The organism is Rhizobium sp. AN80A, from assembly GCF_030053015.1.
GTDB classification, from domain to species: Bacteria; Pseudomonadota; Alphaproteobacteria; order Rhizobiales; family Rhizobiaceae; genus Rhizobium; species Rhizobium metallidurans.
Window position 1 is genome coordinate 3,386,302 of the sequence record NZ_JASJPX010000003.1, and the last position, 21,780, is coordinate 3,408,081.

The 21,780-nt window shown below is 62.7% G+C and carries 22 protein-coding genes; 10 read left to right on the top strand and 12 right to left on the bottom strand.

The features are described from left to right. The 5 genes from P3R82_RS28275 to P3R82_RS28295 form a co-directional block, all read right to left on the bottom strand. On the bottom strand, window positions 1–990 hold the full coding sequence (locus P3R82_RS28275; RefSeq protein ID WP_283196160.1) for a WD40 repeat domain-containing protein: 990 nt from the start codon (window positions 988–990) through the stop codon (window positions 1–3). Then, window positions 990–2,138, bottom strand: coding sequence for a GTP-binding protein (locus P3R82_RS28280; RefSeq protein ID WP_283196161.1), 1,149 nt, complete (start codon window positions 2,136–2,138; stop codon window positions 990–992). Before P3R82_RS28280 ends, P3R82_RS28275 begins: the two co-directional genes overlap by 1 nt. 118 nt (window positions 2,139–2,256) lie before the next feature. After that, a complete protein-coding gene (locus P3R82_RS28285) occupies window positions 2,257–2,655 on the bottom strand; it encodes a type II toxin-antitoxin system VapC family toxin (protein WP_283196162.1) in 399 nt (132 codons plus the stop codon). Beyond that, the gene (locus P3R82_RS28290; RefSeq protein ID WP_283196163.1) at window positions 2,652–2,915 is read right to left on the bottom strand and encodes a type II toxin-antitoxin system prevent-host-death family antitoxin; all 264 of its coding nucleotides are present in this window, start codon (window positions 2,913–2,915) and stop codon (window positions 2,652–2,654) included. The genes P3R82_RS28285 and P3R82_RS28290 overlap by 4 nt, the downstream gene beginning before the upstream one ends. Window positions 2,916–2,987: 72 nt before the next feature. Further along, complete coding sequence (locus P3R82_RS28295; RefSeq protein ID WP_283196164.1) at window positions 2,988–3,779, bottom strand: creatininase family protein; 792 nt, start codon at window positions 3,777–3,779, stop codon at window positions 2,988–2,990. Window positions 3,780–3,964: 185 nt separating this feature from the next. Here P3R82_RS28295 and P3R82_RS28300 point away from each other — a divergent pair, with 185 nt between their 5' ends. From P3R82_RS28300 to P3R82_RS28310, 3 genes are all read left to right on the top strand, one after another. Beyond that, the gene (locus tag P3R82_RS28300; protein WP_283196165.1) at window positions 3,965–4,477 is read left to right on the top strand and encodes a MarR family winged helix-turn-helix transcriptional regulator; all 513 of its coding nucleotides are present in this window, start codon (window positions 3,965–3,967) and stop codon (window positions 4,475–4,477) included. A gap of 136 nt (window positions 4,478–4,613) precedes the next feature. Further along, complete coding sequence (locus tag P3R82_RS28305; RefSeq protein ID WP_183901971.1) at window positions 4,614–5,636, top strand: LacI family DNA-binding transcriptional regulator; 1,023 nt, start codon at window positions 4,614–4,616, stop codon at window positions 5,634–5,636. A 56-nt stretch (window positions 5,637–5,692) separates the two neighbouring features. Then, window positions 5,693–6,640, top strand: coding sequence for a 2-hydroxyacid dehydrogenase (locus P3R82_RS28310; protein WP_283196166.1), 948 nt, complete (start codon window positions 5,693–5,695; stop codon window positions 6,638–6,640). Window positions 6,641–6,996: 356 nt separating this feature from the next. Here P3R82_RS28310 and P3R82_RS28315 read toward each other — a convergent pair whose 3' ends face one another. After that, entirely contained in the window at window positions 6,997–7,776 is a 780-nt protein-coding gene (locus P3R82_RS28315; RefSeq protein ID WP_283196167.1) for a gamma-glutamyl-gamma-aminobutyrate hydrolase family protein, read from the bottom strand. Between the two features lie 347 nt (window positions 7,777–8,123). On the opposite strand from P3R82_RS28315, the gene P3R82_RS28320 reads away from it, so the two are divergent. Continuing rightward, complete coding sequence (locus tag P3R82_RS28320) at window positions 8,124–9,230, top strand: TRAP transporter substrate-binding protein (protein ID WP_283196168.1); 1,107 nt, start codon at window positions 8,124–8,126, stop codon at window positions 9,228–9,230. A 207-nt stretch (window positions 9,231–9,437) separates the two neighbouring features. Here the strand turns inward: P3R82_RS28320 and P3R82_RS28325 are convergent, their stop codons facing one another. Beyond that, window positions 9,438–10,946: a TRAP transporter large permease subunit gene (locus P3R82_RS28325; protein ID WP_283196169.1), complete on the bottom strand. Its 1,509-nt coding sequence runs from the start codon at window positions 10,944–10,946 to the stop codon at window positions 9,438–9,440. A 21-nt stretch (window positions 10,947–10,967) separates the two neighbouring features. Beyond that, window positions 10,968–11,507 (bottom strand): TRAP transporter small permease subunit, encoded by a 540-nt coding sequence (locus P3R82_RS28330; RefSeq protein ID WP_183901966.1) that lies wholly within the window; start codon window positions 11,505–11,507, stop codon window positions 10,968–10,970. Window positions 11,508–11,838: 331 nt separating this feature from the next. On the opposite strand from P3R82_RS28330, the gene P3R82_RS28335 reads away from it, so the two are divergent. From P3R82_RS28335 to P3R82_RS28345, 3 genes are all read left to right on the top strand, one after another. Next, window positions 11,839–14,145: an EAL domain-containing protein gene (locus tag P3R82_RS28335; protein ID WP_283196170.1), complete on the top strand. Its 2,307-nt coding sequence runs from the start codon at window positions 11,839–11,841 to the stop codon at window positions 14,143–14,145. A 180-nt stretch (window positions 14,146–14,325) separates the two neighbouring features. Beyond that, entirely contained in the window at window positions 14,326–15,078 is a 753-nt protein-coding gene (locus P3R82_RS28340) for a hypothetical protein (RefSeq protein ID WP_183901964.1), read from the top strand. A gap of 173 nt (window positions 15,079–15,251) precedes the next feature. Next, the gene (locus tag P3R82_RS28345; protein WP_183901963.1) at window positions 15,252–15,476 is read left to right on the top strand and encodes an aa3-type cytochrome c oxidase subunit IV; all 225 of its coding nucleotides are present in this window, start codon (window positions 15,252–15,254) and stop codon (window positions 15,474–15,476) included. Window positions 15,477–15,584: 108 nt separating this feature from the next. Here the strand turns inward: P3R82_RS28345 and P3R82_RS28350 are convergent, their stop codons facing one another. The 3 genes from P3R82_RS28350 to rpsU (P3R82_RS28360) form a co-directional block, all read right to left on the bottom strand. Next, entirely contained in the window at window positions 15,585–17,243 is a 1,659-nt protein-coding gene (locus P3R82_RS28350; protein WP_283196171.1) for a sensor histidine kinase, read from the bottom strand. A 276-nt stretch (window positions 17,244–17,519) separates the two neighbouring features. Next, on the bottom strand, window positions 17,520–18,380 hold the full coding sequence (locus P3R82_RS28355) for a tetratricopeptide repeat protein (RefSeq protein ID WP_283196172.1): 861 nt from the start codon (window positions 18,378–18,380) through the stop codon (window positions 17,520–17,522). A gap of 132 nt (window positions 18,381–18,512) precedes the next feature. After that, a complete protein-coding gene (gene rpsU / locus P3R82_RS28360) occupies window positions 18,513–18,728 on the bottom strand; it encodes a 30S ribosomal protein S21 (protein ID WP_018899827.1) in 216 nt (71 codons plus the stop codon). A 715-nt stretch (window positions 18,729–19,443) separates the two neighbouring features. Between rpsU (P3R82_RS28360) and rpsU (P3R82_RS28365) the strand changes: the two genes are divergently transcribed. From rpsU (P3R82_RS28365) to P3R82_RS28375, 3 genes are all read left to right on the top strand, one after another. Beyond that, window positions 19,444–19,683 carry a 30S ribosomal protein S21 gene (gene rpsU / locus P3R82_RS28365; protein WP_018899825.1) on the top strand — a complete coding sequence of 80 codons (240 nt, stop codon included), beginning with the start codon at window positions 19,444–19,446 and terminating at the stop codon, window positions 19,681–19,683. Between the two features lie 32 nt (window positions 19,684–19,715). Beyond that, window positions 19,716–19,943: a hypothetical protein gene (locus P3R82_RS28370; RefSeq protein ID WP_183901960.1), complete on the top strand. Its 228-nt coding sequence runs from the start codon at window positions 19,716–19,718 to the stop codon at window positions 19,941–19,943. A gap of 187 nt (window positions 19,944–20,130) precedes the next feature. Next, entirely contained in the window at window positions 20,131–21,321 is a 1,191-nt protein-coding gene (locus P3R82_RS28375; protein WP_283196173.1) for a TadE/TadG family type IV pilus assembly protein, read from the top strand. A gap of 12 nt (window positions 21,322–21,333) precedes the next feature. Here the strand turns inward: P3R82_RS28375 and P3R82_RS28380 are convergent, their stop codons facing one another. Continuing rightward, the gene (locus tag P3R82_RS28380; RefSeq protein WP_283196174.1) at window positions 21,334–21,771 is read right to left on the bottom strand and encodes a VOC family protein; all 438 of its coding nucleotides are present in this window, start codon (window positions 21,769–21,771) and stop codon (window positions 21,334–21,336) included. Between the last annotated feature and the right edge of the window lie 9 nt (window positions 21,772–21,780).

Genomic DNA, 21,780 nt, shown 5'->3' on the forward strand with positions numbered 1-21,780 from the left:
TTACGCGGCGATATCGACCACGCCGCAATCGCCGGCTTCGGAGGCGAAGGCCAGCAGCTTGCCGTTCCTGCTCCAGCTCATCGCCGTGATGGCGCCCTTGCCGGGGCGGCGCAGCAGCGCTTCCTTGCTGTCGTTGAGGCGAACGGCCAGGATCATGCCGTCAATGAAGCCGATGGCGAGGATATCCTCGGCCGGGTGGAATTTGACCGAGGTGGCCATGATGTTGGCGCGGGTGCCGAGTTCGAGCGGCGCCTTGCCCATCGGGCCGTCCTTGCCCTGGAAGGGCCAGACGATGGCGGCGGGGGCGCCGGAAGATGCCAGCCACTTGCCCTTGGCCGACCAGGAGAGCGACTTGACCTTGGCGGGGTAGCCGGTCATGCGCATGTGGCGGGCGTCCGAGCCGGGCTTGCTGTCGAGCTTCCAGCCGTGCAGGGCGTTTTCCTGCATTGTCGTGACGAGGAAGTTGCCATCCGGCGAGAAGGTGACGCCGGTATGGGCGCCCTTCCATTCGAGATCGACGGGTTTTGCATCGCCCGCCACCCAATGCAGCGACACGCCATTATAGCGGGCGGCGGCGACGCGCATGCCCTTGGGCGCGAAGGCGAGGCCTTCGACGGTGCGTTCCTCGGTGAATTCGCGGGTGGTGCCATCGGCGAGCCGCACGATCGCGCTCTTGCCGTGGGAATAGGCGATGGCGCCCTGCGGGCCGGCGGCAAGCTGCGCGATCCACTTGCGCGGCGCATGCGCGAGCTCGGTAACGCCGCCATCGGCCGCGATCCGCAGCACCTTGCCGTCCTCGCCGCCTGAAATCAGGCTTTCGCTATAGGGATCGCGAATGCAGGTCAGCATGCCCTGATGGGCTTCGGTGACCTTTTCCGAGCCGTCCAGCCGGTGAAACGTGCCGGTGGCGCTGGCGAAGAAGGGGGTATCACCCAAAAATTCGACGGCCAGGATATGGCCGTCGAGATCGAACGGAGCAACAGTCGGCATCAGGCAGTGGCCTCGCACGCCTTGAAGGAGGCTTCGAGCTTTTCGCGGTCGAGTTCGCGGCCGATGAAGACGAGACGGGTCTCATGCTTCTCGCCGTCCTTCCAGGGGCGCTGGTGGTCGCCCTCGATGATCATGTGCACGCCCTGAACGACATAGCGCTCCGGATCGCCCTTGAAGGCGATGATGCCCTTGAGACGCAGGATGTTCGGGCCTTGCGTCTGGGTAATCTTCTGGATCCAGGGGAAAAAGCGGTCCGCGTTCATCTCGCCGCCGCGCAGCGAAACCGACTGCACCGTCACGTCATGTATCGGGGAGACGGCGCCATGGTGGTGATGGTGGTCATGCCCGTGATCGTGGTGGTGATGGTCGTGCCCGTGGTCATGATCATGATGATCATGATGATCGTGATCATGATCATGCGCATGGTGATGGTGGCCATGGTCGTGGCCGCAATCCGGGCCGCAGACATGGTCATCATGATCGTGGTCGAGGAAGTGCGGGTCGTTTTCCAGCGCGCGTTCCAGGTTGAAGGCGCCCTGGTCGAGCACGCGGGCGAGATCGACGCCGGAGCGGCTGGTCTTGTAGACGCGGGCCGAGGGGTTGATGGCGCGCACGACATCCTCGATCTGCGCCAGTTCTTGCGGGGTGACGAGGTCGGTCTTGTTGATCAGCACGACGTCGGCAAACGCGATCTGGTCCTCGGCCTCACGGCTGTCCTTCAGGCGCAGCGGCAGGTGCTTGGCATCGACCAGCGCCACGACGGCATCGAGCTCGGTCTTGGCGCGGACGTCGTCATCCATGAAGAAGGTCTGGGCGACCGGGACCGGATCGGCAAGGCCCGTAGTCTCGACGATGATGCCGTCGAAGCGGCCGGGGCGGCGCATCAGGCCTTCGACGACGCGGATCAGGTCGCCGCGTACCGTGCAGCATACGCAGCCATTGTTCATTTCGTAGATCTCTTCGTCGGATTCGACGATCAGATCATTGTCGATGCCGATCTCGCCGAACTCGTTGACGATGACGGCATACTTCTTGCCATGCGCTTCCGTCAGGATACGGTTCAACAGCGTCGTCTTGCCGGCGCCGAGGTAGCCGGTGAGAACGGTGACGGGGATGGGCTTGGGTTGCGTCGGAACGGCGTCGGTCATGAGAACCTCGATAGGTAGGGGCTTGCTCGGGGTTTTCTCCCGGGCCTTTCAAATTCGTCGTCTCATATAAGGGGTGCGGCGCGGCAGTTCAAAGGGATTCGTATGTTATAAGATCACATTACGGCGTGGAGGTCGCGATCGCCGATGGGATATCGGTCTGGGCGAAGTCGTTGCCGATGAAAAGCAGGGGGCAATTGAATTCCTTGGCGGTGGCGTAGGCGAAGCAATCGCCGAAGTTCAGCGAGGCAGTGTGGAAGTTTCTGCCCCAGTGCGTGTAGGCGGTTGCGGCGAGTTCAGCGCGGGCGGGGGTCAAGACTACTACGTCGGAAATGCTCTGCTGGAGTAGCGTCTCCATGGCGTCGCTCAAGCCCCTTCTTGCCGCAACAATTTTTGCCTCTGTGATCGTCGCCGCAGATATCAATATCCGATCGGCACCTTGAAGCACGCGTTCACACTGCGCGGCCATCGCTTCACGATTTAGTATCGACATCAAGGCCGAGGTGTCGACGACGATCACTTGGGAAGCCCGTCCTCGTCGTAGAGAAAATCCTGGCTGTGGGCGGCGTCGGGACCAGGCGGCAAGTTCTTTCTCCTGACTTCCTCCTGCAGGCGCCGAATAAGCTCGCCCCTTTTGACTGGATCCTTGATGAAGCCGGTAACCGGCTCGAGCCGGACGGCGGGTTGGCCATCCTGCGTCAACACGATCTCTTCGCCCTGATTGGCAAGGCGGACCAGTTCGGTCAGCTGCCCTTCAGCCTCTTTCACGGAAATGCGCATGCGGGCCTCCTGTGTCAGCCACTGCGATCACAATCAATATGATCAAAAGCCCGGGCCGATACAAGCGGCCCGCTATCTCAGCGTGCCCACGTCGAAGGCATCCACATCCTCCAGCAATTCCACCAGGCCCCTCACCGCATGAGCGATCAGCGCCTCGCCCTTTGCGGCGGTCGCCTTGGTGGCGTTGCCGGCGACGCCCCTATCGTTGAGGTCGGACATCTTCCAGCCGAAGGCGTGGGGGCCATAGGCGCGCAGGTGGTTGTAGCGGGTGATGAAATCGGCCTGGCGGGAGGGGAAGTTCCCGGCCTTGGCCATGTCCACCCTGTCGGGATGCAGCGCCAGCATCACCGAGGTCTCGATGTCGCCGCCATGGATGTCGATCGCCTTCTCCTCCGGCGAGATCACACCATCAGGCAGGCCGAAGCGGGTCCAGCTGGTGACGACGGCCAGCATGTTGAAGCGCACGCGGGATTCGGTGGCAACGACCGTCATCAGTGGCGAGTTGCCGCCATGGGCGTTGAGCATGACGAACTTGCGAATGCCCTGCCCGGACAGTTTTGCCGCGATGGCGAGCCAGCGTTCGATCGCTTCGCCGTAGGTGAGCGTTTGCGTTCCTGTCACATCCATATGCTCGATTGAGTAGCCGACTGATTCCGTCGGCAGGAAGGTGACATCGAGACTTTCGGGAAGCGCGTCCTTGAGCCTGCTAACGATGCCATCGGCGATCAGCGTGTCGGTCTCGAAGGGAAGGTGGGGGCCGTGCTGCTCGTGGGCGCCAAGCGGCAGAACGACGATCTGCCGATCGCGTCCTGCGCGAGAAAATTGCGGATCGCTGTCGTCGAACTCGGTCGCTTGCGCGTTCATCCGGCTAAGGCCTCTTGTTTATGACGAGATCATGCGCAATGTCATAGCGCAACGATCTCAATGCTTAATGCATAAGCCTTTAAATCAAAATGGATTTGGGGGAAGGCTTAGGCGCCAAACGAAACTGTTGCCGTCCCCTCCGACCTCAAACGGGCGCGGGGAGCGGCAAGATCAAAGGGACGGCGATGGGTAAGAAGCACAAGGACGGCAAGAAGCAGAAGTCGAAGAAGAAGGACCAGACCGAGTATACGGTGGTCGATCTTTCGCCGGCTTTGACGCAGGCCGCCCGGTCGATGCGTACCGTTCTGTCCCGCAACCTTCTGGAGAGCGGGCTTTATGCCGGGCAGGATGGCGTCATCACGTCGCTCGCCGAAACCGATGGCATGACGGCGGGCGCGCTGGCGCAAAAGCTCGGCGTCAAGGCGCCGACCATGACGCGCACCATCGGCCGCATGGAGGCGCAGGGCTTTCTCGAGCGCAAGGCCGATGCCGACGACGCGCGCCTCACCAAGGTCTATCTCACCGATCTCGGCCGTGGCAGCGTCGATGCCATCGAGCAGGCCGCGTCGGCCTGCGACCGGCTGGCGACGCTCGATTTCTCCGAGAAGGAAATCCGCAATCTGGTGCGGCTCCTGAAGGCGATCGACGGCAATCTGCAGGCGGACGCCATCGTCCTCGACGAGCCCGATGAAATCTGACGGTTTCGTGAAATTAGAAATTGCCCGATCCGGTTTAATCTTTTAATTAAATATTTTAAGGACGCTCGACCCATCGTCGGTCGGGCGCATGTAATCGTCGCGCGTCTTCGTCTTTCCGCGCGAACCGGGAGGCATAGTGGCGCAGAAGATCAAGCTTTCGACGATCGCCGAAACGCTCGGCATTTCCACAGCAACCGTATCGCTGGCACTTCGTGACAGCCCGCTGGTCGCCGGCGCCACCCGCGACAAGATCAAGGAACAGGCGCGCGCGCTCGGCTATATCTACAATCGCCGCGCGGCCAGCCTGCGTACCTCGCGCTCGGGCATCATCGGCGTCGTCGTGCACGACATCATGAACCCGTTCTACGGGGAAATCCTGAAGGCGATCGAAAGCGAGCTCGACCGCAGCCGACAGACCTTCATTCTGTCCAACCACTACGATTCGGTCGAAAAGCAGCGCACCTTCATCGAGACGCTGCTGCAGCTCGGCGGCGATGGCGTCATCATGTCGCCGGCGATCGGCACGCCGCCGGAGGACATGCAGCTTGCCGAGGATAACGGCATGCCGGCCATTCTCGTCGCCCGCTCGATGGAGGGGTCGGATCTGCCGACCTATCGCGGCGACGACAGCTACGGCATCTCGCTGGCCACCAACCATCTGATCGGCCTCGGCCACCGTTCGATCGCGATGATCGGCGGCACCGACCAGACGTCCACCGGCCGCGACCGCTACCAGGGCTATGTCAACGCGCTGCGCAAGGCGGAGATCGAGGTCGATCCCGGCCTGCGCATTCCGGGCCCCCGCTCGATGCAGGGCGGCTTCGAGGCGGCGGTGCACTTCCTGTCCCTGCCGCAGAAGCCGACGGCGGCCGTCTGCTGGAACGACCTCGTCGCCATTGGCCTGATGAACGGCATCGCCCGCGCCGGCCTGGTGCCAGGCGCCGATATTTCCGTGACCGGCTACGACGATCTCGAGGAGGCGTCGATTTCGATGCCGGCGTTGACCACCGTGTGGAACGGCCAGGCCGAAGTCGGCCGGCTCGCCGCGCGCGCGCTGCTCGATCGCCTCTCCGGCAGCCACGAACCCGACGGCATCCATCTCATCAAGCCGGAGATGCGCATCCGCCAATCGACCAGCCCCTTCCGGCCCCGGTCATAATCCCCGCCCTTTATCCCACTTCATCAAGGGCGCGCGACAATCGAAGAGGAAAAGCAATGTCCCGTACCGCTGTTCTCGTTCCGGGGAAAATGCATGAGCGCGTTCTGGCGCGCCTGAAGGAAGGTTTCGAGGTCATCGAGGCGGACGCCGGTTCGCTTGATGCAGAGACCGCCAGCCGCATTCGCGGCGTCGCCGTCTCCGGCACCTTCGCGGCGGCCGATATCGACGCGCTGCCCAATCTGGAACTGATCTCGAGCTTCGGCGTCGGCTACGACAATGTCGATGCCAAGCATGCCGCGACCAGGGGTGTTGTCGTCACGAACACGCCCGATGTCCTCAACGACGAAGTGGCCGATACGGCGATCGGGCTGCTCATCAACACCATCCGCGAGTTTCCACGCGCCGAAAACTGGCTGCGGGCCGGCAACTGGAAGCCGGGGCAGAACTATCCGCTGTCGCGGTTTTCGCTGAAGGGCCGCCATGTCGGCTTCTACGGCCTCGGCCGCATCGGACAGGAAATCGCCAAGCGGCTGGAGCCGTTCAAGGTGAAGATCAGCTACCACACCCGCACGCGCAACGACGCGCTGCCCTATGACTACTATCCGACGCTGGAGGGCCTGGCGGACGCCGTCGATACGATGATCGCGATCGTCCCCAAGACGCCGCAGACGCACAAGACCGTCAATGCCGGTATCTTGAAGGCGCTCGGGCCGGATGGCGTGTTCGTCAATGTCGGGCGCGGCTGGACTGTCGACGAGGATGCGCTCATCGAGGCGCTGTCCTCGGGCGCGCTCGGTGCCGCCGGTCTCGACGTCTTCTACGACGAACCGAACGTGCCGGCCGCCCTGATGGCGCTGCCCAACGCCGTCCTCCTGCCACATCTCGCCTCCGGCTCGGTACCGACCCGCAATGCGATGGCCGATCTGGTGGTCGACAATCTGGTTGGGTGGTTCGACGCGCGCAAGCCGCTGACGCCGGTGGCGGAGACGCCCGTCAAGGGGTGATGGGTTTCTTTGGGGTGGCGCTTTGCCCCGTGGCTGCGCTCTTGCTTCGATCCACTCCCGTTGCATTCCTGGATGCGTGCTCAGATCCTTGGGACGAGCCCGAGGATGACGGCTGAGCAAATTGCGTCTCTCCGTAACCTATTGAAACACCGAGGCAAACATCCTTTCCGCGTCATCCTCGGGCTCGTCCCGAGGATCTAAGCACGGTCCGACTTGCTCGACTTTTATGGCCACTTGGCGCTAGGATGCGGTGCGGTCATGCGAGGGGGAGGCGAGGTGGCGGATCGTTCGCGTGAGACGCAGCGCAGCGGTTTTGCGGCGCCGACATGCGATAAAACAAGGAAACGGCTCTCCCCTTATGCAACCACCTTCGCGGCCGTCACAGGCAGCTTGCCGGCCGCGTAGTCGCGGACGGCGTCGCCGAAGGCGGTGAAGAGCTGGTTGGAGGGCTTGTCGGTTTCGGCCCAGTATTCGGGATGCCATTGCACGCCGACGGCAAAGGCCCTGGCGTCGATGACGGAGACGGCCTCGACCGTGCCGTCCTCGGCCACGGCTTCCACGGCAAGGCGGGGGGCGATCTCGGCGATTGCCTGGCGGTGCAGCGAGTTCACCTTGATCTCGCCGGAGCCGACGATGCCTGCAATGCAGGTGCCCTCGCGGACGATGACGTTCTGGCGGATGGCGTACATGCCGTCGCGGTCGACGTCAGCGGGCTTGCGGTGGTCCCAGATGCCGGGCTGGTCCTGGATTTCGCTCGCCAGCGTGCCGCCGAGCGCGACGTTCAATTCCTGGATGCCGCGGCAGATGGCGAGCAGCGGAATGGCGCGGTCGATGGCGCGGCGGATGAGCGGCAGCGAGGTGGCGTCGCGGGCTGGGTCGAAGGGGCCGTCGGCGTCGGTCGCCTGCCTGCCGTAGCGCGCCGGGTGGACATTGCTCGCCGAGCCCGAGACCAGGACGCCGTCGACGCGATCGAGAATGGCGTCGATGTCGTATCCTTCCTCGAAGGCCGGGATGATGAAGGCCATCACCCCTGATGCGTTCAGCGCGGCGCGGACATATTGGTGCTGCACGGCATGCCAGGTGGCGCCGTCAAAGCTGCGGATATCGGCGGGAACGGCGACGATGGGCTTGGTCATTGTCTATCCTGAGGACGATCCTGTGTGGCTCATTTGAGAAACCAGAACGGGGCGGAAGTCAACGTTTCCTAAAAAGGCGGGGCTTCCAGAAAGGCAGGGTTTCCAGAAAGCAGGATTGCGCGATACGCCCGGCGAAATTGCGGCAGGGTGGCGGGGTGGCGGGGTGGCGCTTATCATCCGACTAAGTCGCTGATTCCGATCGAAATGCGCCACTCGCCATATTGGTGTCGTGATCCCAAAGACTAATGAGCCGGCGCTTGAATCGCCTGCGTCCGCATGCTTAGCTTCCCGTCGTGCTGCGGGTGGGGAGAGTTTGGCCTCGCAGAACCAACCATGGGAGGTTTTTGATGGATCGTCGTTCATTCTTCAAGAAGGCAGGAACAGCGGGCGTCGGCGCCGTTGCCGCCTCGGCTCTGGCGGCGCCCGCGATCGCCCAGGAAAATCCCAAGATCGCCTGGCGCATGACCTCGTCGTTTCCAAAGAGCCTGGACACGATCTATGGCGCTGCCGACGATATTTCCAAGCATCTGGCCGCATCCACCAACGGCAACTTCACCATCCAGCCATTCGCCGCCGGCGAGATCATTCCCGGCCTGCAGGCGGCCGATGCGGTCAGCGCCGGAACGGTGGAAGCGGCGCACACCTGCTCCTATTATTTCGTCGGCAAGGACCCGACCTACGCGATCGGCACCGCCATTCCCTTCGGCCTCAACGGGCGCCTGACCAACGCCTGGTTCTACGAGGGCAACGGCAACAAGCTGATGAACGAATTCTATGCCACGCAGGGCATTTACGGCCTGCCGGCGGGCAATACCGGCGCCCAGATGGGCGGCTGGTTCCGCAAGGAAATCAATACGCTGGACGATCTCAAGGGCGTGAAGATGCGCATAGCCGGGCTCGCCGGCCAGGTGATCAGCAAGCTCGGCGTCATCCCGCAGCAGATTGCCGGCGGCGACATCTATCCGGCTCTCGAAAAGGGCACGATCGACGCTTCGGAATTCGTCGGCCCCTATGACGACCTGAAGCTCGGCCTGCACAAGGTCGCGAAATATTACTACTATCCCGGCTGGTGGGAGGGCGGCCCGACGGTGCATGCCTTCTTCAACCTGGAAAAGTGGAACAGCCTGCCCAAGCACTACCAGGCGGCGCTGACCGACGCCTGCGCCTTCGCCAATACCAACATGATGGCGAAGTACGACATGAAGAACCCGCCGGCGCTGAAGCAGCTGGTCTCCGAGGGCGCGACGCTTCGGCCCTTCAGCCAGGAGATCATGGAAGCCTGCTTCCAGGCCTCGATCGGCATCTACGGCGAGATTTCGGCGTCCAATCCCTACTTCAAGAAGATCTACGAGGATCAGACGGCGTTCAAGCGCGATGCGTATCTGTGGATGCAGCTGTCGGAATATACGTTCGATACGTTCATGATGATCCAGCAGCGGGCCGGGAAGATCTGAGGTTTCGCTGTGAATTTGAGGGGGCTGGCGGTGTGCCGTGTGGCCCCCTCATCCGCCTGCCGGCACCTTCTCCCCGCTGGGGAGAAGAGACTCGTGGCGAGCCGCTTGCTCCATCTTCCCTTCGCCCCAGCGGGGAGAAGGTGGCCCGAAGGGTCGGATGAGGGGGCTCCGGGCTCCAAGTTCTCCATCCCCTACCAACTGAAATCCCTACTTAATCACCGGCGGCTGGCTCAGATCCGGCTGCGCCGGCTTCACCTGCGCCGGCGGTTGTCCGGGCAAACCGTTCATCGGCGGCAGCGACAGGCCCGGCATGCCAGGTGGGGAGCCAAGCCCGTTGCCGTTGAAGCCGGGGACCTCGATCTTGATCGTGTTCAGATCCACCTCCGGGCCCTTCTTCAGCCAGTAGGTCACCGATTGCGGCCAGAAGATCACGATGGCGACGAGGATGAGCTGCATGCCGACCCAGGGCAGGGCGCCCATGTAGATGTCCGAGGTCTTGACGCCGCGGTCGGCGATCGAGCGCAGATAGAAGAGCGCGAAGCCGAAGGGCGGGTGCATGAAGCTGGTCTGCATGTTGACGCAGATCAGCACGCCGAACCAGATCAGGTCGATGCCGAGCGCGGAGGCGACAGGGGCCAGCATCGGGATGACGATGAAGGCGATCTCGAAGAAATCGAGGAAGAAGGCCAGCACGAAGATGAAGATGTTGACGAAGATCAGGAAGCCCACCGGGCCGCCGGGGATGCCCGACAGCATGTGCTCGATCCAGCGCGAGCCATCCATGCCCTGGAAGACGAGACTGAAGCAGGTGGAGCCGATCAGGATCATCACCACCATCGACGTGATGTGCATGGTGGAGCGCATCGCCTCCTGCATCAGCGGCCAGGTCAGGCGGCGGTGCATGGCGGCAAGCACCATGGCGCCGACGACGCCGAGCGCGCCGGCCTCGGTCGGGGTCGCGAGCCCCATGAAGATGGTGCCGAGGACGAGGAAGATCAGCACGATCGAGGGTACCATGCCCGACAGCACCTTGAAGACCAGCGCCCAGGTGAAATCGCCGCGCACCTCCTTGGGAAGCGGTGGCACGGAGGCGGGCTTCACGATCGACAGGATCAGGATGTAGATCATGAAGATCGAAACCTGCAGGATCGAGGGGCCGATGGCGCCGAGATACATGTCGCCCACCGACTTGCCGAGTTGGTCGGCGAGCACGACGAGGACGAGGGAGGGCGGGATGACCTGCGTGATGGTGCCCGATGCGGCGATGACGCCGGTGGCGAGCCTGGGGCTATAGCCGTAGCGCAGCATGATCGGCAGCGAGATGACGCCCATGGTGATGACCGAGGCGGCGACCGTGCCCGTGATGGCGCCAAGCACCGCGCCGACGAGGATGACCGCGTAGGCAAGGCCGCCGGGCACGCGGCCGAAAAGCTTGCCCATGCCCTCGAGCAGATCCTCCGCCAGGCCGCAGCGCTCCAATATGGCGCCCATGAAGGTGAAGAAGGGGATGGCGAGCAGGAGGTCGTTGGAGACGATGCCGAAGAAGCGCAGGGGGAGCGCCTGCAGGAAGGCCTCGCTGAAATGCCCGGTGGCGATGCCGATGATGCCGAAGAACAGGCCGACGGCGGCCAGCGAGAAGGCGACCGGGAAACCGTAGAGCATGAACAGGACCATGCCCACGAACATGGCCGGCGGAATGATGCCGAAATCGAACAAAGGCTTTCCTCCCGGTCGCGGTTACTGCAGCGGCTTTTCGTACTTGGTCTCGACGACGAGGTGACCCGTCAGCGCGGCGATGCGCTTGATCAGCTCGGAGAAGCCCTGCAGCGTCAGAAGGCCGAAGCCCGCCACCAGGATGAGCTTGACCGGCCAGCGGATCAGCCCGCCGGCGTTGGAGGAGACCTCGTTCTGCATGTAGGAGAGCCAGAAGAAGGGCCAGCACAGCCAGGTGAGGAAGATGCAGGCCGGGAGCAGGAAGACGATCAGCCCGATCGTATCGATCCACAGACGCGCCCGGTCCGACACCGAGCCGTAGATCAGGTCGACGCGGACATGCTCGTTCATGCGCAGCGTGTGGGCGGCGCCGAGAACGACGACGAAGGCGAAGAGATACCACTGGATCTCGAGCCAGCCGTTGGAGCTGTAGTTGAAGGTGTAGCGGATCAGCGCGTTGGCGGCGCTGATGAGACAGCAGAGCAGCACCATGTATTCGGACAGCTTGCCCATGAACTGGCTGACAGCATCGATCAGCCGGCTGACGGCTAGAAAAACCGGCATGCCTTCCCCCCTCTTATTTCACGGGTTTTATCCCATGTTCTCCCGCCCCGATTCGTAGATCAGGGGCATGGGAATTGAAAGCGGAAAGCCCCGATGTTGGATTATAGTCTTATATGGCCGGCGAACCGCCAGTTGCGCTTGCCGGTGCGGGTAGCGACAACCTCTAGGTGGACCGCCTTATTGTGAAACATCCCCGTCAGGCTGCAAAAACAGCAATTTTTCAGTTCTACTCTCCCCAGGATTGTAGAAAAATCAACCAAATGTGCGGGTGACCAGAAATCAATTTTTAAAGGGTTGGCGGTAGGGTGCTGCGGTACAGGGAAAATATTGGATGAAGCCAGATAGCCCGAGCAGGGTCCCTACGGATGTATATCTCTCGTTTGTGAGTTCCCTCTCGGGAAACCGCATGACGTTGCTCGCCGGCGTCATCGTTCACATGGCGACCTGCCTGGCCATTGCATTCAAGACCGGCTCCAGCGTCTACCTCTGGCTGGCCGGCGGCTTCTTCCTCGTCTTCTGCGCCCGCATGATCACCTTCCGCCAGTTCGACCGTGTCGACAAGGACACGATGTCGCGTGCCGACATCGAGCGCTGGGAGCGGATACTGGTGGCGGGCGCCGCCTGCACGACGACATTGCTCGGCATCTGCAGCGGCTATGCGATCTTCATGCTGCACGACAGCTTCTCCGAGCTCGCCAGCATCTCGGTGACGATGGCGACCATGGTTTCGGTGGTCGGGCGCAATTACGGTTCGCGCATGGCCGTCGACCTGCAGACCTTCTCCTGCTGCCTGCCGATGATCATCTGCAGCCTGATGGCGATGGATTTCTATCGCGGCATCCTGTCCGTCTTCCTCATTCCCTTCTGGCTGACCACCCGGGCGATGGCCAACGGCGTGCGCGAGTTCCTCTACGAGAACGTCATCGCGCGGCGCGAGATCACCTCTATCGCCGACCGGTTCGACACGGCGCTGAACAACATGCCGCACGGGCTTGTCATGGTGGACGCGGAAAACCGCATCCAGGTGGTGAACCGCAAGGCCTGCGAACTGCTGAAGATCGGGGCGCCTGAGCGGCTGAAGGACCGCGATCTCGGCGCCGTCCTGCGCTACGGCGCGCGCTACAATTTCATGGATTCCTCGCAGCCGGAACTCATCCTGCGGCAGATGACACATGTCGCGGAGGGCAAGCTGTCGCGCATGCTCATCCATTTCCCCGAGGACCTGTCGCTCGAATTCTCCGCCAGCCGCCGCGCCGATGGCGGCGCCGTGCTGATCTTCGAGGACGTGTCGAGCCGCGTGAAGGCCGAGCAGAAGATCCTGCACATGGTGCGCTACGACGCGCTGACGGGCCTGCCGAACCGCGAATATTTCAGCCATCTCGTGCAGGATTACCTGAACCGCCATCCGCGCAAGCGCGGCCCGCTCGGCTTCATGGTGCTCGATATCGACGAGTTCAAGCATGTCAACGACATGCGCGGCCACATCACCGGCGACCGGCTGCTCTGCGCCATCGCCAACCGCATCGAGGAGCGCTCGCGCAAGGCGATCGTCGGCCGCCTGATGGGCGACCAGTTCATCCTGTTCTTCCCGCACGCCAAGGACGCGGAAGCGATGGACGCCGAGATCCGCCGCGTGCATGCCGAGATCCAGGGCAATTACGAGGCCGACGACGTCACCTTCCTGGTGTCGCTCTCGGCCGGCTTCGCCATCCTCGAAAGCGATGCCTTCGCGATGGACGAATGGAGCATCAAGGCGGATCTGGCGCTGTTCGAGAGCAAGTCCAAGGAGCGCGGCGGCATTTCCGGCTTCGAGCGCGAGATGGACGGCCGCTATATCGAAAAGCAGAAGCTGAAGGCCGACCTGCGCGAGGCGGTGGCCTCCAACGGTCTCAACATCGCCTACCAGCCGATGTTCAAGGCGGACGGCTCGCGCATCGAATGCGCCGAGGCGCTGGCGCGCTGGGTGCACCCGGAGAAGGGGGCCATCCCGCCGGATGTGTTCATCCGTCTTGCCGAGGACATGGGCATCATCTCCGACATCACGCGCTTCATCCTGATGAAGGCCTGCGTGGACTGCATGACCTGGCCGGATCACATCGCGGTCTCCGTGAACCTTTCGGCGCGCGACCTGCGCGACAACGACATTCTCGCCGTGGTTTCGGAAGCGCTGAAAAACTCCGGGCTGAGCCCCGCGCGGCTGCATCTGGAAATCACCGAAAGCTGCCTCATCGACGAGCCGGCGGCGGTGCGCGCCATCCTGGCGGAGCTGCGCAACAGCGGCATCACCATCGCCATCGACGATTTCGGCACCGGCTTCTCCAGCCTGAGCTATCTGGATACGCTGCCGCTCGACATCATCAAGATCGACCGCTCGTTCCTGCGCAACATCGTGGAGGACGGGCGCCGGCTGAAGCTTCTGCGCGGCACGGTCAATCTTGCCCGCGAGCTCGGGCTCAAGATCGTCACCGAAGGCGTGGAAACCGCCGAGCAGCTGGCGCTGCTCAACAAGTACCGGGCGACTGATCTCGTCCAGGGTTACGTCTTCTCGCCGCCGGTGCCAGCGCAGAACGTCGCGCTGCTGCAGGAGGCGATCGGCCGCCGCACGCCGGTGCCGCGCCGGCGCAACAACGTCGCCTGAGCGTTTCCACTTCTGATCATCGCTGATGCCGCCGCCATCGCAACCGCTGGCTTTCACCGTTGCGCGATGATTGCGGCGCGTTAACCTTAACAACTTAAATACGATTAAATTTACGTTAAAATCTTGCGTTTCGGCTCGTGTTCGGATGATTAATAACCCGTTAACGAACGGACGGGCACAATGTCAGGATCACATTCCAACGCAAGTGATTTCAGCCGCAAGATTCTTGAAGTTCTCGATAATGTCGAATACCGCCGCGTTGAAAGCAACGAGGACCTGGCACAGGTAGAACGCCTGCGCTACAAGGCCTACAAGGCGCACGACGTGCTGGCGCTGGCCCCCAAGGGGCTGCTCGACGACAGCGATTTCGACAGCCACGCCTATGTTTTCGGCCTGTACTATTATGGGGAAATGGTCAGCACGGTCCGGATCCATTATGTGACACCCGACCATCGGCTCAGCCAATCGGGCGGGGCATTCCCCTGGGCGATGGACGCGATGCTCGACGCCGGCCTGACGCTGATCGATCCGGCACGCTTCGCCGCCGACCCGGAAATGACCGCCGATCTCTCCTGGATACCCTATCTGACGCTGCGGCCATCGATCGTCGCCGCGGCCTATTTCCGCGCCAGCCGGGTGCTGCAGTTCTGCCGGCCGCCGCATGCCGCGTTCTACAAGCGCGTCTTCTACGCCGACACCATCGTGCCCGGCCAGCTGGCGAAGAATTACGGGATCGACATGACGCTGATGGCGACCAATGTCATCGAGGTCGGGCGCAAGCTGTTGACGCGCTATCCCTTCTTCATCTCCAGCGCCAGCGAACAGCGCATGATGTTCTCGCGCAACCCCAACGACACGCTGCCGCCGCTGACGATCATTCCGACGGCGCGCTTCGTGCCCGAGGGCCAGTTCGGTACCGATCTGCCGCTCTGAACAATCCAGCACGATGCATGGGAAAGCCGCTCGCCCGCGGCATTCTCATGCATTGCGCTTTCGTGGGCTTTGTGCAATTTCTCTAACGGGACGTTCGCGCATGGGAGCGCGCGAACTAGAAAGTCATGTGGCCGCATCATGATGCCGGCCGGGGTTTCAGGGAGATGACAATCATGGCCGAGCACAATAGCGGACCCGCCGAAGTCGGTGCGCCGATGGACTATCCGGCGCACGAGCAGACCTACAGCATGTTCTTGGCGGCCGCGAAGTTCGGCACGCTGTTCCTCGTCGCGCTTCTGCTCGGCATGACCGCCGGCTTCTTCGCCGGCGCGGGCCTGCTCGGCGGCATCGTGGTGATGCTGATCGTCTTCATCGCCGGCCTCGTGCTGCTGCGCTAAGCGGCGATCGGCGACGGGCGATTTTTCACGATAGTTCGACATGATTGAGCCGGGTGGATGGCCGCCCGGTTTTCGTTCGTGCCTGTTACTCAGGGGCGGGTGAGGGTCTCAGTCGCGTTGAAGGACGCGGCGTGGCGCCGTCAGTTCCCAGCGCAGGCCTTCCGGCCGGAAGTCGACATGGACGCTGCCGCTGAAGGCTGCGGCGGCGTGGTTCTTGATGACGGTCGTGCCGAAGCCGGAGCGCTCCGGGGCGGTCACCGGCGGGCCGTTTCGCTCGTCCCAGACGACGCGCAGCATCTCCTCGGCGTGGTCGTTTTCCTGAATGCTCTGCCAGTAGAGCCTGACGCGGCCCTGAGGGACCGAGAGCGCGCCGTACTTGATCGAATTGGTGGCGAGCTCATGCAAGGTGAGGCCGAGGTTCTGCACGGCCTCCGGCTTCAGCATGAAATCGGTGCCGGTCACCTCGATCTGCTGCAGGGCGTGCGGGAAGGCTTCGAGGTGAATGTCGATGACGCGGCGCAGCGACGCGCCGGCCCATTGCTCGCTGGTCAGAAGCTGGATCGAACGCGCCAGTCCTTCCAGGCGATCGGCGACGGCGGCCTGGTACTCCTCCACCGATCCGGCCTGCCGGGCGATCTGGCGCATCATCGCCTGGGCGAGCGCAAGCAGGTTCTTGGTGCGGTGGACGAGTTCGTTCATGACGAAATGCAGCCGGTCTTCCGTCTGGCTGCGGTCGAAGGAAGCGTTGGAGAGGGCCACGGCGACGCGGTTGGCCTCGATCACGCTGGTTTCGATCGGCGAGACGATATGGCCTTCGCCCATGCGGTTGGCCATGTCGGCGATGGCGCGGATGGTGGAGCGAACCTGCCGGGCGACGACATAGGCGCCGAGGATGGCGACCAGAAACAGCGCGATGCCGCCGATGATCAGGAAGCGCCATGTCGTGAGGATCGAGGCCTGGGCGGTGGCGACCGGCCCCCAGACCACGGCCTTCCACGACCAGCCGGGGATCTGCGCATAACCGAGGAGAGCATTCGGCATGACGACGCGGTCCTCGTAGACGCCGCTGGAATTGATCAGGGACGGAAGGATGCGGGGGTCGAAAGGCTTGCCGAAATCGAGACTGGTGGCGCCGGCCGAGGCGACCACCTGGCCGCTCTGGTCCAGGATCGCCGCCGACCAATCGGCCGACAGGCCCTCTGTCGATACCAGCTTGGCGAGATCCCTGGCGTTCTGGGTGATGATCAGCGCCGCGACATCGCCGACATCGACCGGCATGGCGACGTTGTAGACCCATTCGCCGCTGGTGCGGCCCATGAAGACGTCGGAGGCCTCGATGCGCCCGGATCGCATGACCGCCTCGACGGATGGCAGGTTCGCCACCTTGCCGAGCGGGGTGCCGTAGTCGACACGGGTGTTCAACAGAAGCTGGCCGGTCTTGTCGGTTGCGAGCACATACAGGGTGTTGGCGCGCATCGCCGTTTCGGTACGATTGTGAAAGGCCTCGAAATCGCCGCTCTCGAGCTCGGGCGAGGTCGCCAGCAAGCGCAGCGTCGTCGCCATGTCCTGCAGCTGGCGATCGACGGTGCGGGCAAGGGCGGTGGCGTCCTGCGCGGTCTCGCGCTTCAGGATCGAACGCTGGCTGTCTTCCAGCTGGCCGAGCAGCAGCGCCACCAGCGCGAAGATCGGCAGCGCCACGGCCACCGCCATCGCGATCAGGTAGGTGCCGATCGAGGCCTTGGGGAAGAAACGAAAGCTACGCTTCATCGGCACGGGCACCGCTCGAAGGGTAGGCCGGCAGCCGCGGGCGCGGGTTTCCAACAGGTAACAGCAGAGACTTCAACCACGACATCCGCCCTCAACGCGCCATCACGCTCCCGATAGCCTGCTATCGAACCCGTCGCATGTTAGGGGCAGGGGGGATCGCTTGCAACACACTAAAGCATGCCCGCGGCCATTTGTCGGAAATCGTCCTTTGCGACGTCAACTGACGCCGCGCGGCCGGAAGGGAGCGAGCGATCGGATCGCTCCCGCTTCGGCGGATCAGGCGCCGCTGACGCGGCCGAGACCATCCTTGGCCGGCTGATATTTCGGGTCGAGGCTGATGGCGTGGCGATAGGAGCGCGCCGCCTTCTGCTTGTCGCCCTTGCGCTCGTAGACCAGCGCCTGGTTGGCCCAGCTCTCGGCGAGGTTGCCGTTCAACTCGATCGCGTGGTTGAAATCGGCGAAGGCGTTGTCGTCGTCATTGGTGGCGATGTAGGAGATGCCGCGGCCGTTGTAGGGTTCCGGCGAATTCGGAGACAGCGAGATCGCCTTGGAGAAATCCTCGATCGCCTTGTCCTGCTGATTGCGCTTCTGGAAGATCAGGCCGCGATTGTGATAGGCGCGGCCGTCGGTGGTGCCGTTCTGGATCGCCTTGTTGAAATCGTTGAAGGCGGCGTCGTCCTGGCCGGCGGTGCGGTAGACGTTGCCGCGGCCGATCAGGGCCACGTCGTAGTTCGGGTTGATCTGGAGCGCCGAATTGTAATCCTGGATCGCCTGCTGCTGCTGTCCCATGTTGCGGTAGACGAGGGCGCGGTTGGCGTAGGCCTGGTAGAATTTCGGGTTGATCTGCAAGGCGGTGTTGAAGTCGTTCAGCGCCGCGCGGAAATCGCCGCCGCGACCATAGGCGGAGCCGCGAACGTTGTAGCCCTCGGGGTCACGCGGATTTGCGTTGATGACGGAGGTCAGCGATGCGATGTTTTCCTGCGAGCCCTGAGCCTTGTCGATGCGGATGACGGCATCGGAGGTGCTGTTCGTGTTGCAGCCGGCGAGGGCAAGGACCGAAACCACCGCCATCACGGGCAGGGCGATCATTTTCTTCGACGAACGCAAGGATCGGGTGTTCAACATCGTATCAGCCATGCGGGCTCGTTTTCCCCATTACGGCCGGCCAATCTCAGACGGGCGGGCGAAGCAGCAAACAAAAAAGGCGGTGGCGACCAGATCGCCCCCGCCAACATGCATCTGAAAACGTCGAAATAACGACGGAACGCCTTAGCGTGCGGCAACTCCGCCTTCGCGCTGAAGACGCTTGCGGGCCAGCTTGCGAACGCGACGAACAGCTTCGGCCTTTTCGCGGGCGCGCTTTTCCGAAGGCTTCTCGTAGTAGTCGCGCATCTTCATTTCGCGGAAAATACCTTCGCGCTGCATCTTCTTCTTGAGGGCGCGGAGAGCCTGGTCAACATTGTTGTCGCGGACGAGTACCTGCACGAGAATCACGTTCCTTTGGTTCGGTTGATGCCCCTGATCATCCCGATGGCAGAGGCAAAAAATGTTCATTCCGCGCGGCAGCGCCTCGCGATTGGTGTGCGGGATAGCAGATCGCTTGGGCGAAGTCCATATGGATCAGCGGGTTTCAGCCGAAAAAACCCTGCAATCCAGGCTCGTATCCGCGCAAAAGGTATTTTCACCCTCGTGGCGCGCCGTTAGGCCGCCTGAAGCCCCGTAAAGCCAGGGTGTCGCGGCTAATTCGGGTTCGTTCCTTGCATCGGCCGCCTTTTGCACTATAATCCAGCCATCGACCATTGCTTGTGACCTTTGTCAAAGAGCCTATCGGGCTCCGTCAGATCTCCTCTCAAAATCGATCATATCCGGCACGTAACTGCCGGGAAATGCCTCGCATTGGAAGTGATCTTCGGTATCGCTGCGAGGATCGGCTTTTTGCCGGCCGCCTCGGGATCTCGATCCCGGGCGTAGCAGTTCAGTCCGTTTCGGGGCCCTGGGTCCCGATATCAGGGTCGCTCAGGCGATCGCGAAATCGCGCAGGCGTTTTCGACACCACTTAGCCGGCATCCTCGATGCCAGACACGAAACCGCGACGATTGCCGCTCAAGTCATCCCGGCCTCGCCAAGGGCGCCAAGGGCGGGAAACAGCTTTCGGCTCGTCAACAACCGGCAATCCGTTGCCGCAGGAAAGGAATATAATTTGCAGGTTCTCGTCAGGGATAACAATGTCGACCAGGCGCTCCGCGTCCTGAAGAAGAAGATGCAGCGCGAAGGTCTCTTCCGCGAATTCAAGGCGCGCAGCGCCTATGAAAAGCCGTCGGAAAAGCGCGTGCGCGAAAAGGCCGAAGCCGTTCGCCGCCAGCGCAAGCTGACCCGCAAGAAGCTTCAGCGCGAAGGCCTGCTGCCCGCGCCGAAGAAGGCCGTGCGTCCGGCGCGCTAAGAGCCGGCCCAACGAAGAGATAGAGAGCGCAGATGACTTCAGACAATGAAATCTTCAATCAGGCCAAGCTCTCGTCTCGCGACAAGGCTGTCGTGACCGACACGACGGCCAGGGCGATCATTTCAGCCGAGGCCCAGGCTCGCGAATTGAAGACGGAGAAGCTCAAGGCTCTCCGCCTGCAGCGCGCTGCCGAGGCCCCGCCTGAGGTCGAGCCCGCCAAGAAGAAGCGGGCAACGCCGAAGACCGCGTCCCGGGCCTGATCTCGTCATTCCTTCCGGCAATCATCAGACCATGCATATCGGGATAGGGCCGCTATCCGGTCTGTCCACGGCCGCCGCAATCTATTCCATTGTTCTAAAATGACCCGCGCGTCTCGATCGGCTTACCTCCGGTTAAACGCGATTCAACGTCCGATGGCACTTTCGCGCCGCCTGCCCGTTTTCAGGCATGCTGTACGTTCAGGACATAAAGCGTCTTCTTGGGCGCCGGGATGGAAACTTCGGCATCACCACCGCGCTCGTGCTGCCTATCCTGGTCGGCGTCGCCGGGCTGGCGGTCGATACCGCCAACCTCTCCTTGTCGCAGCGCCAGCTGCAGGAAGCGACGGATGCGTCGGCCCTTGCCGTCTCGACGGCGCTTGCCAACGGGGTGGCCGACGAGACATCCGGCAAGGCGCTGGGGCTCGACTTCCTGTCCGGCCAGATCGCGGGCATATCGGGCAGCACGGCCGCGGCTGCCGCGAAGAAGGCGGCCACGGTGTCGATCACGACCACGACCACCTCGTCCGGCAAGAGTTTCGTGGTGAACGTGGTTTCCTCGATGCCGGTGACGCTGACGCCGCTCAGCGCGCTGATCGCCGGCAATACGATGACGGTCGCGGCCGCCAGCAAGACCACAAGCGGCTCGGGGACGACGAAGAACGGCATCTCGATCGAGCTGGTGCTCGACGCGTCCACCTCGATGGCCGAAGATACGACCACGCAGAACGGTACGAAATGCGCGATCTATCTGCTCGGCATCTGCATCGGCACGCAGCCGGCCTATTACAGCAAGATCGACGCGCTGAAGATCGCCGCGGCCAAGCTGTTCGATTCGCTCGACAAGTATGACCCGAATACGCGCTATGTCCGCAGCGGCGCGATTTCCTATACCAGCAGCATCAAGGGGCAGTCGCCGATGGCCTGGGGCACGACGAACGCCCGCGACCACGTGAAGAACATCGTCATCGCGGCAAACAACGGTACCGACGCGACGGCCGCGATGAAAGCGGCGAATGCCAACATCGCCAAGAACCTCTACGGCACCGACACGGAAAGCGTCGAGCAGGCGAAGAAGCTCAACACCAGTTCGGACCGCATCATCGTGCTGATGACCGACGGCGACATGAGGGGCGATACCAGCAGTTGGGTGAGCAAGCTCGACCAGTCGGTGCGCGACGAATGCTCCAACGCCAAGGCGGCCGGCATCAAGATCTACACGGTGGCCTTCATGGCGCCGGACAAGGGCAAGGCGCTACTGAAATTCTGCGCCTCATCCGACAGCAACTACTACGAACCGAATACGATGGACGCGCTGACATCGGCCTTCAGCTCGATCGGAGAGGCCGCGACCAAGTCGACGAGCCGGCTGACGAATTGAGACGACGGGCGCCTAGTCCAGCTCCTGCGCAAGGCCGATCAGCAGCCCTCCGGGGCCTCTGATGTAGCAGAGCCGATAGGCATCCTTGTATTGCACCAGCTCGCCTTCGAGGCTGGCGCCGCGATTGAAGAGCCGTTCGAGCGTGTCGTCTATATCCTCCACCGCGAACATGACGCGCAGATAGCCCAGCGCGTTGACCGGGGCGTCGCGGTGGTCGGCGACGATTTCAGGAGAGATGAAGCGGGAAAGTTCGAGGCGGCTGTGGCCATCGGGCGTGCGCATCATGGCGATCTCGACGCGCTGGTCGCCGAGCCCGGTGATGCGTCCGGCCCATTCTCCCTCGACCGTCGTCCGGCCCTCGAGTTCGAGGCCGAGTTCCGTAAAGAAATCGATCGTCTCGTCGAGGTCGTCGACGACAATGCCGACATTGTCCATGCGTCTGACGGTCATGCGCGCGAA

Bases quoted from the DNA above. Each gene is read 5' to 3' on its own strand.
- P3R82_RS28275 (WP_283196160.1), bottom strand. From the start codon at position 990: ATGCCGACTGTTGCTCCGTTCGATCTCGACGGCCATATCCTGGCCGTC.
- P3R82_RS28280 (WP_283196161.1), bottom strand. From the start codon at position 2,138: ATGACCGACGCCGTTCCGACGCAACCCAAGCCCATCCCCGTCACCGTT.
- P3R82_RS28290 (WP_283196163.1), bottom strand. From the start codon at position 2,915: ATGCGCATTTCCGTGAAAGAGGCTGAAGGGCAGCTGACCGAACTGGTC.
- P3R82_RS28295 (WP_283196164.1), bottom strand. From the start codon at position 3,779: ATGAACGCGCAAGCGACCGAGTTCGACGACAGCGATCCGCAATTTTCT.
- P3R82_RS28300 (WP_283196165.1), top strand. From the start codon at position 3,965: ATGGGTAAGAAGCACAAGGACGGCAAGAAGCAGAAGTCGAAGAAGAAG.
- P3R82_RS28310 (WP_283196166.1), top strand. From the start codon at position 5,693: ATGTCCCGTACCGCTGTTCTCGTTCCGGGGAAAATGCATGAGCGCGTT.
- P3R82_RS28315 (WP_283196167.1), bottom strand. From the start codon at position 7,776: ATGACCAAGCCCATCGTCGCCGTTCCCGCCGATATCCGCAGCTTTGAC.
- P3R82_RS28320 (WP_283196168.1), top strand. From the start codon at position 8,124: ATGGATCGTCGTTCATTCTTCAAGAAGGCAGGAACAGCGGGCGTCGGC.
- P3R82_RS28330 (WP_183901966.1), bottom strand. From the start codon at position 11,507: ATGCCGGTTTTTCTAGCCGTCAGCCGGCTGATCGATGCTGTCAGCCAG.
- P3R82_RS28335 (WP_283196170.1), top strand. From the start codon at position 11,839: ATGAAGCCAGATAGCCCGAGCAGGGTCCCTACGGATGTATATCTCTCG.
- P3R82_RS28340 (WP_183901964.1), top strand. From the start codon at position 14,326: ATGTCAGGATCACATTCCAACGCAAGTGATTTCAGCCGCAAGATTCTT.
- P3R82_RS28345 (WP_183901963.1), top strand. From the start codon at position 15,252: ATGGCCGAGCACAATAGCGGACCCGCCGAAGTCGGTGCGCCGATGGAC.
- P3R82_RS28350 (WP_283196171.1), bottom strand. From the start codon at position 17,243: ATGAAGCGTAGCTTTCGTTTCTTCCCCAAGGCCTCGATCGGCACCTAC.
- P3R82_RS28355 (WP_283196172.1), bottom strand. From the start codon at position 18,380: ATGGCTGATACGATGTTGAACACCCGATCCTTGCGTTCGTCGAAGAAA.
- P3R82_RS28370 (WP_183901960.1), top strand. From the start codon at position 19,716: ATGACTTCAGACAATGAAATCTTCAATCAGGCCAAGCTCTCGTCTCGC.
- P3R82_RS28375 (WP_283196173.1), top strand. From the start codon at position 20,131: ATGCTGTACGTTCAGGACATAAAGCGTCTTCTTGGGCGCCGGGATGGA.
- P3R82_RS28380 (WP_283196174.1), bottom strand. From the start codon at position 21,771: ATGACCGTCAGACGCATGGACAATGTCGGCATTGTCGTCGACGACCTC.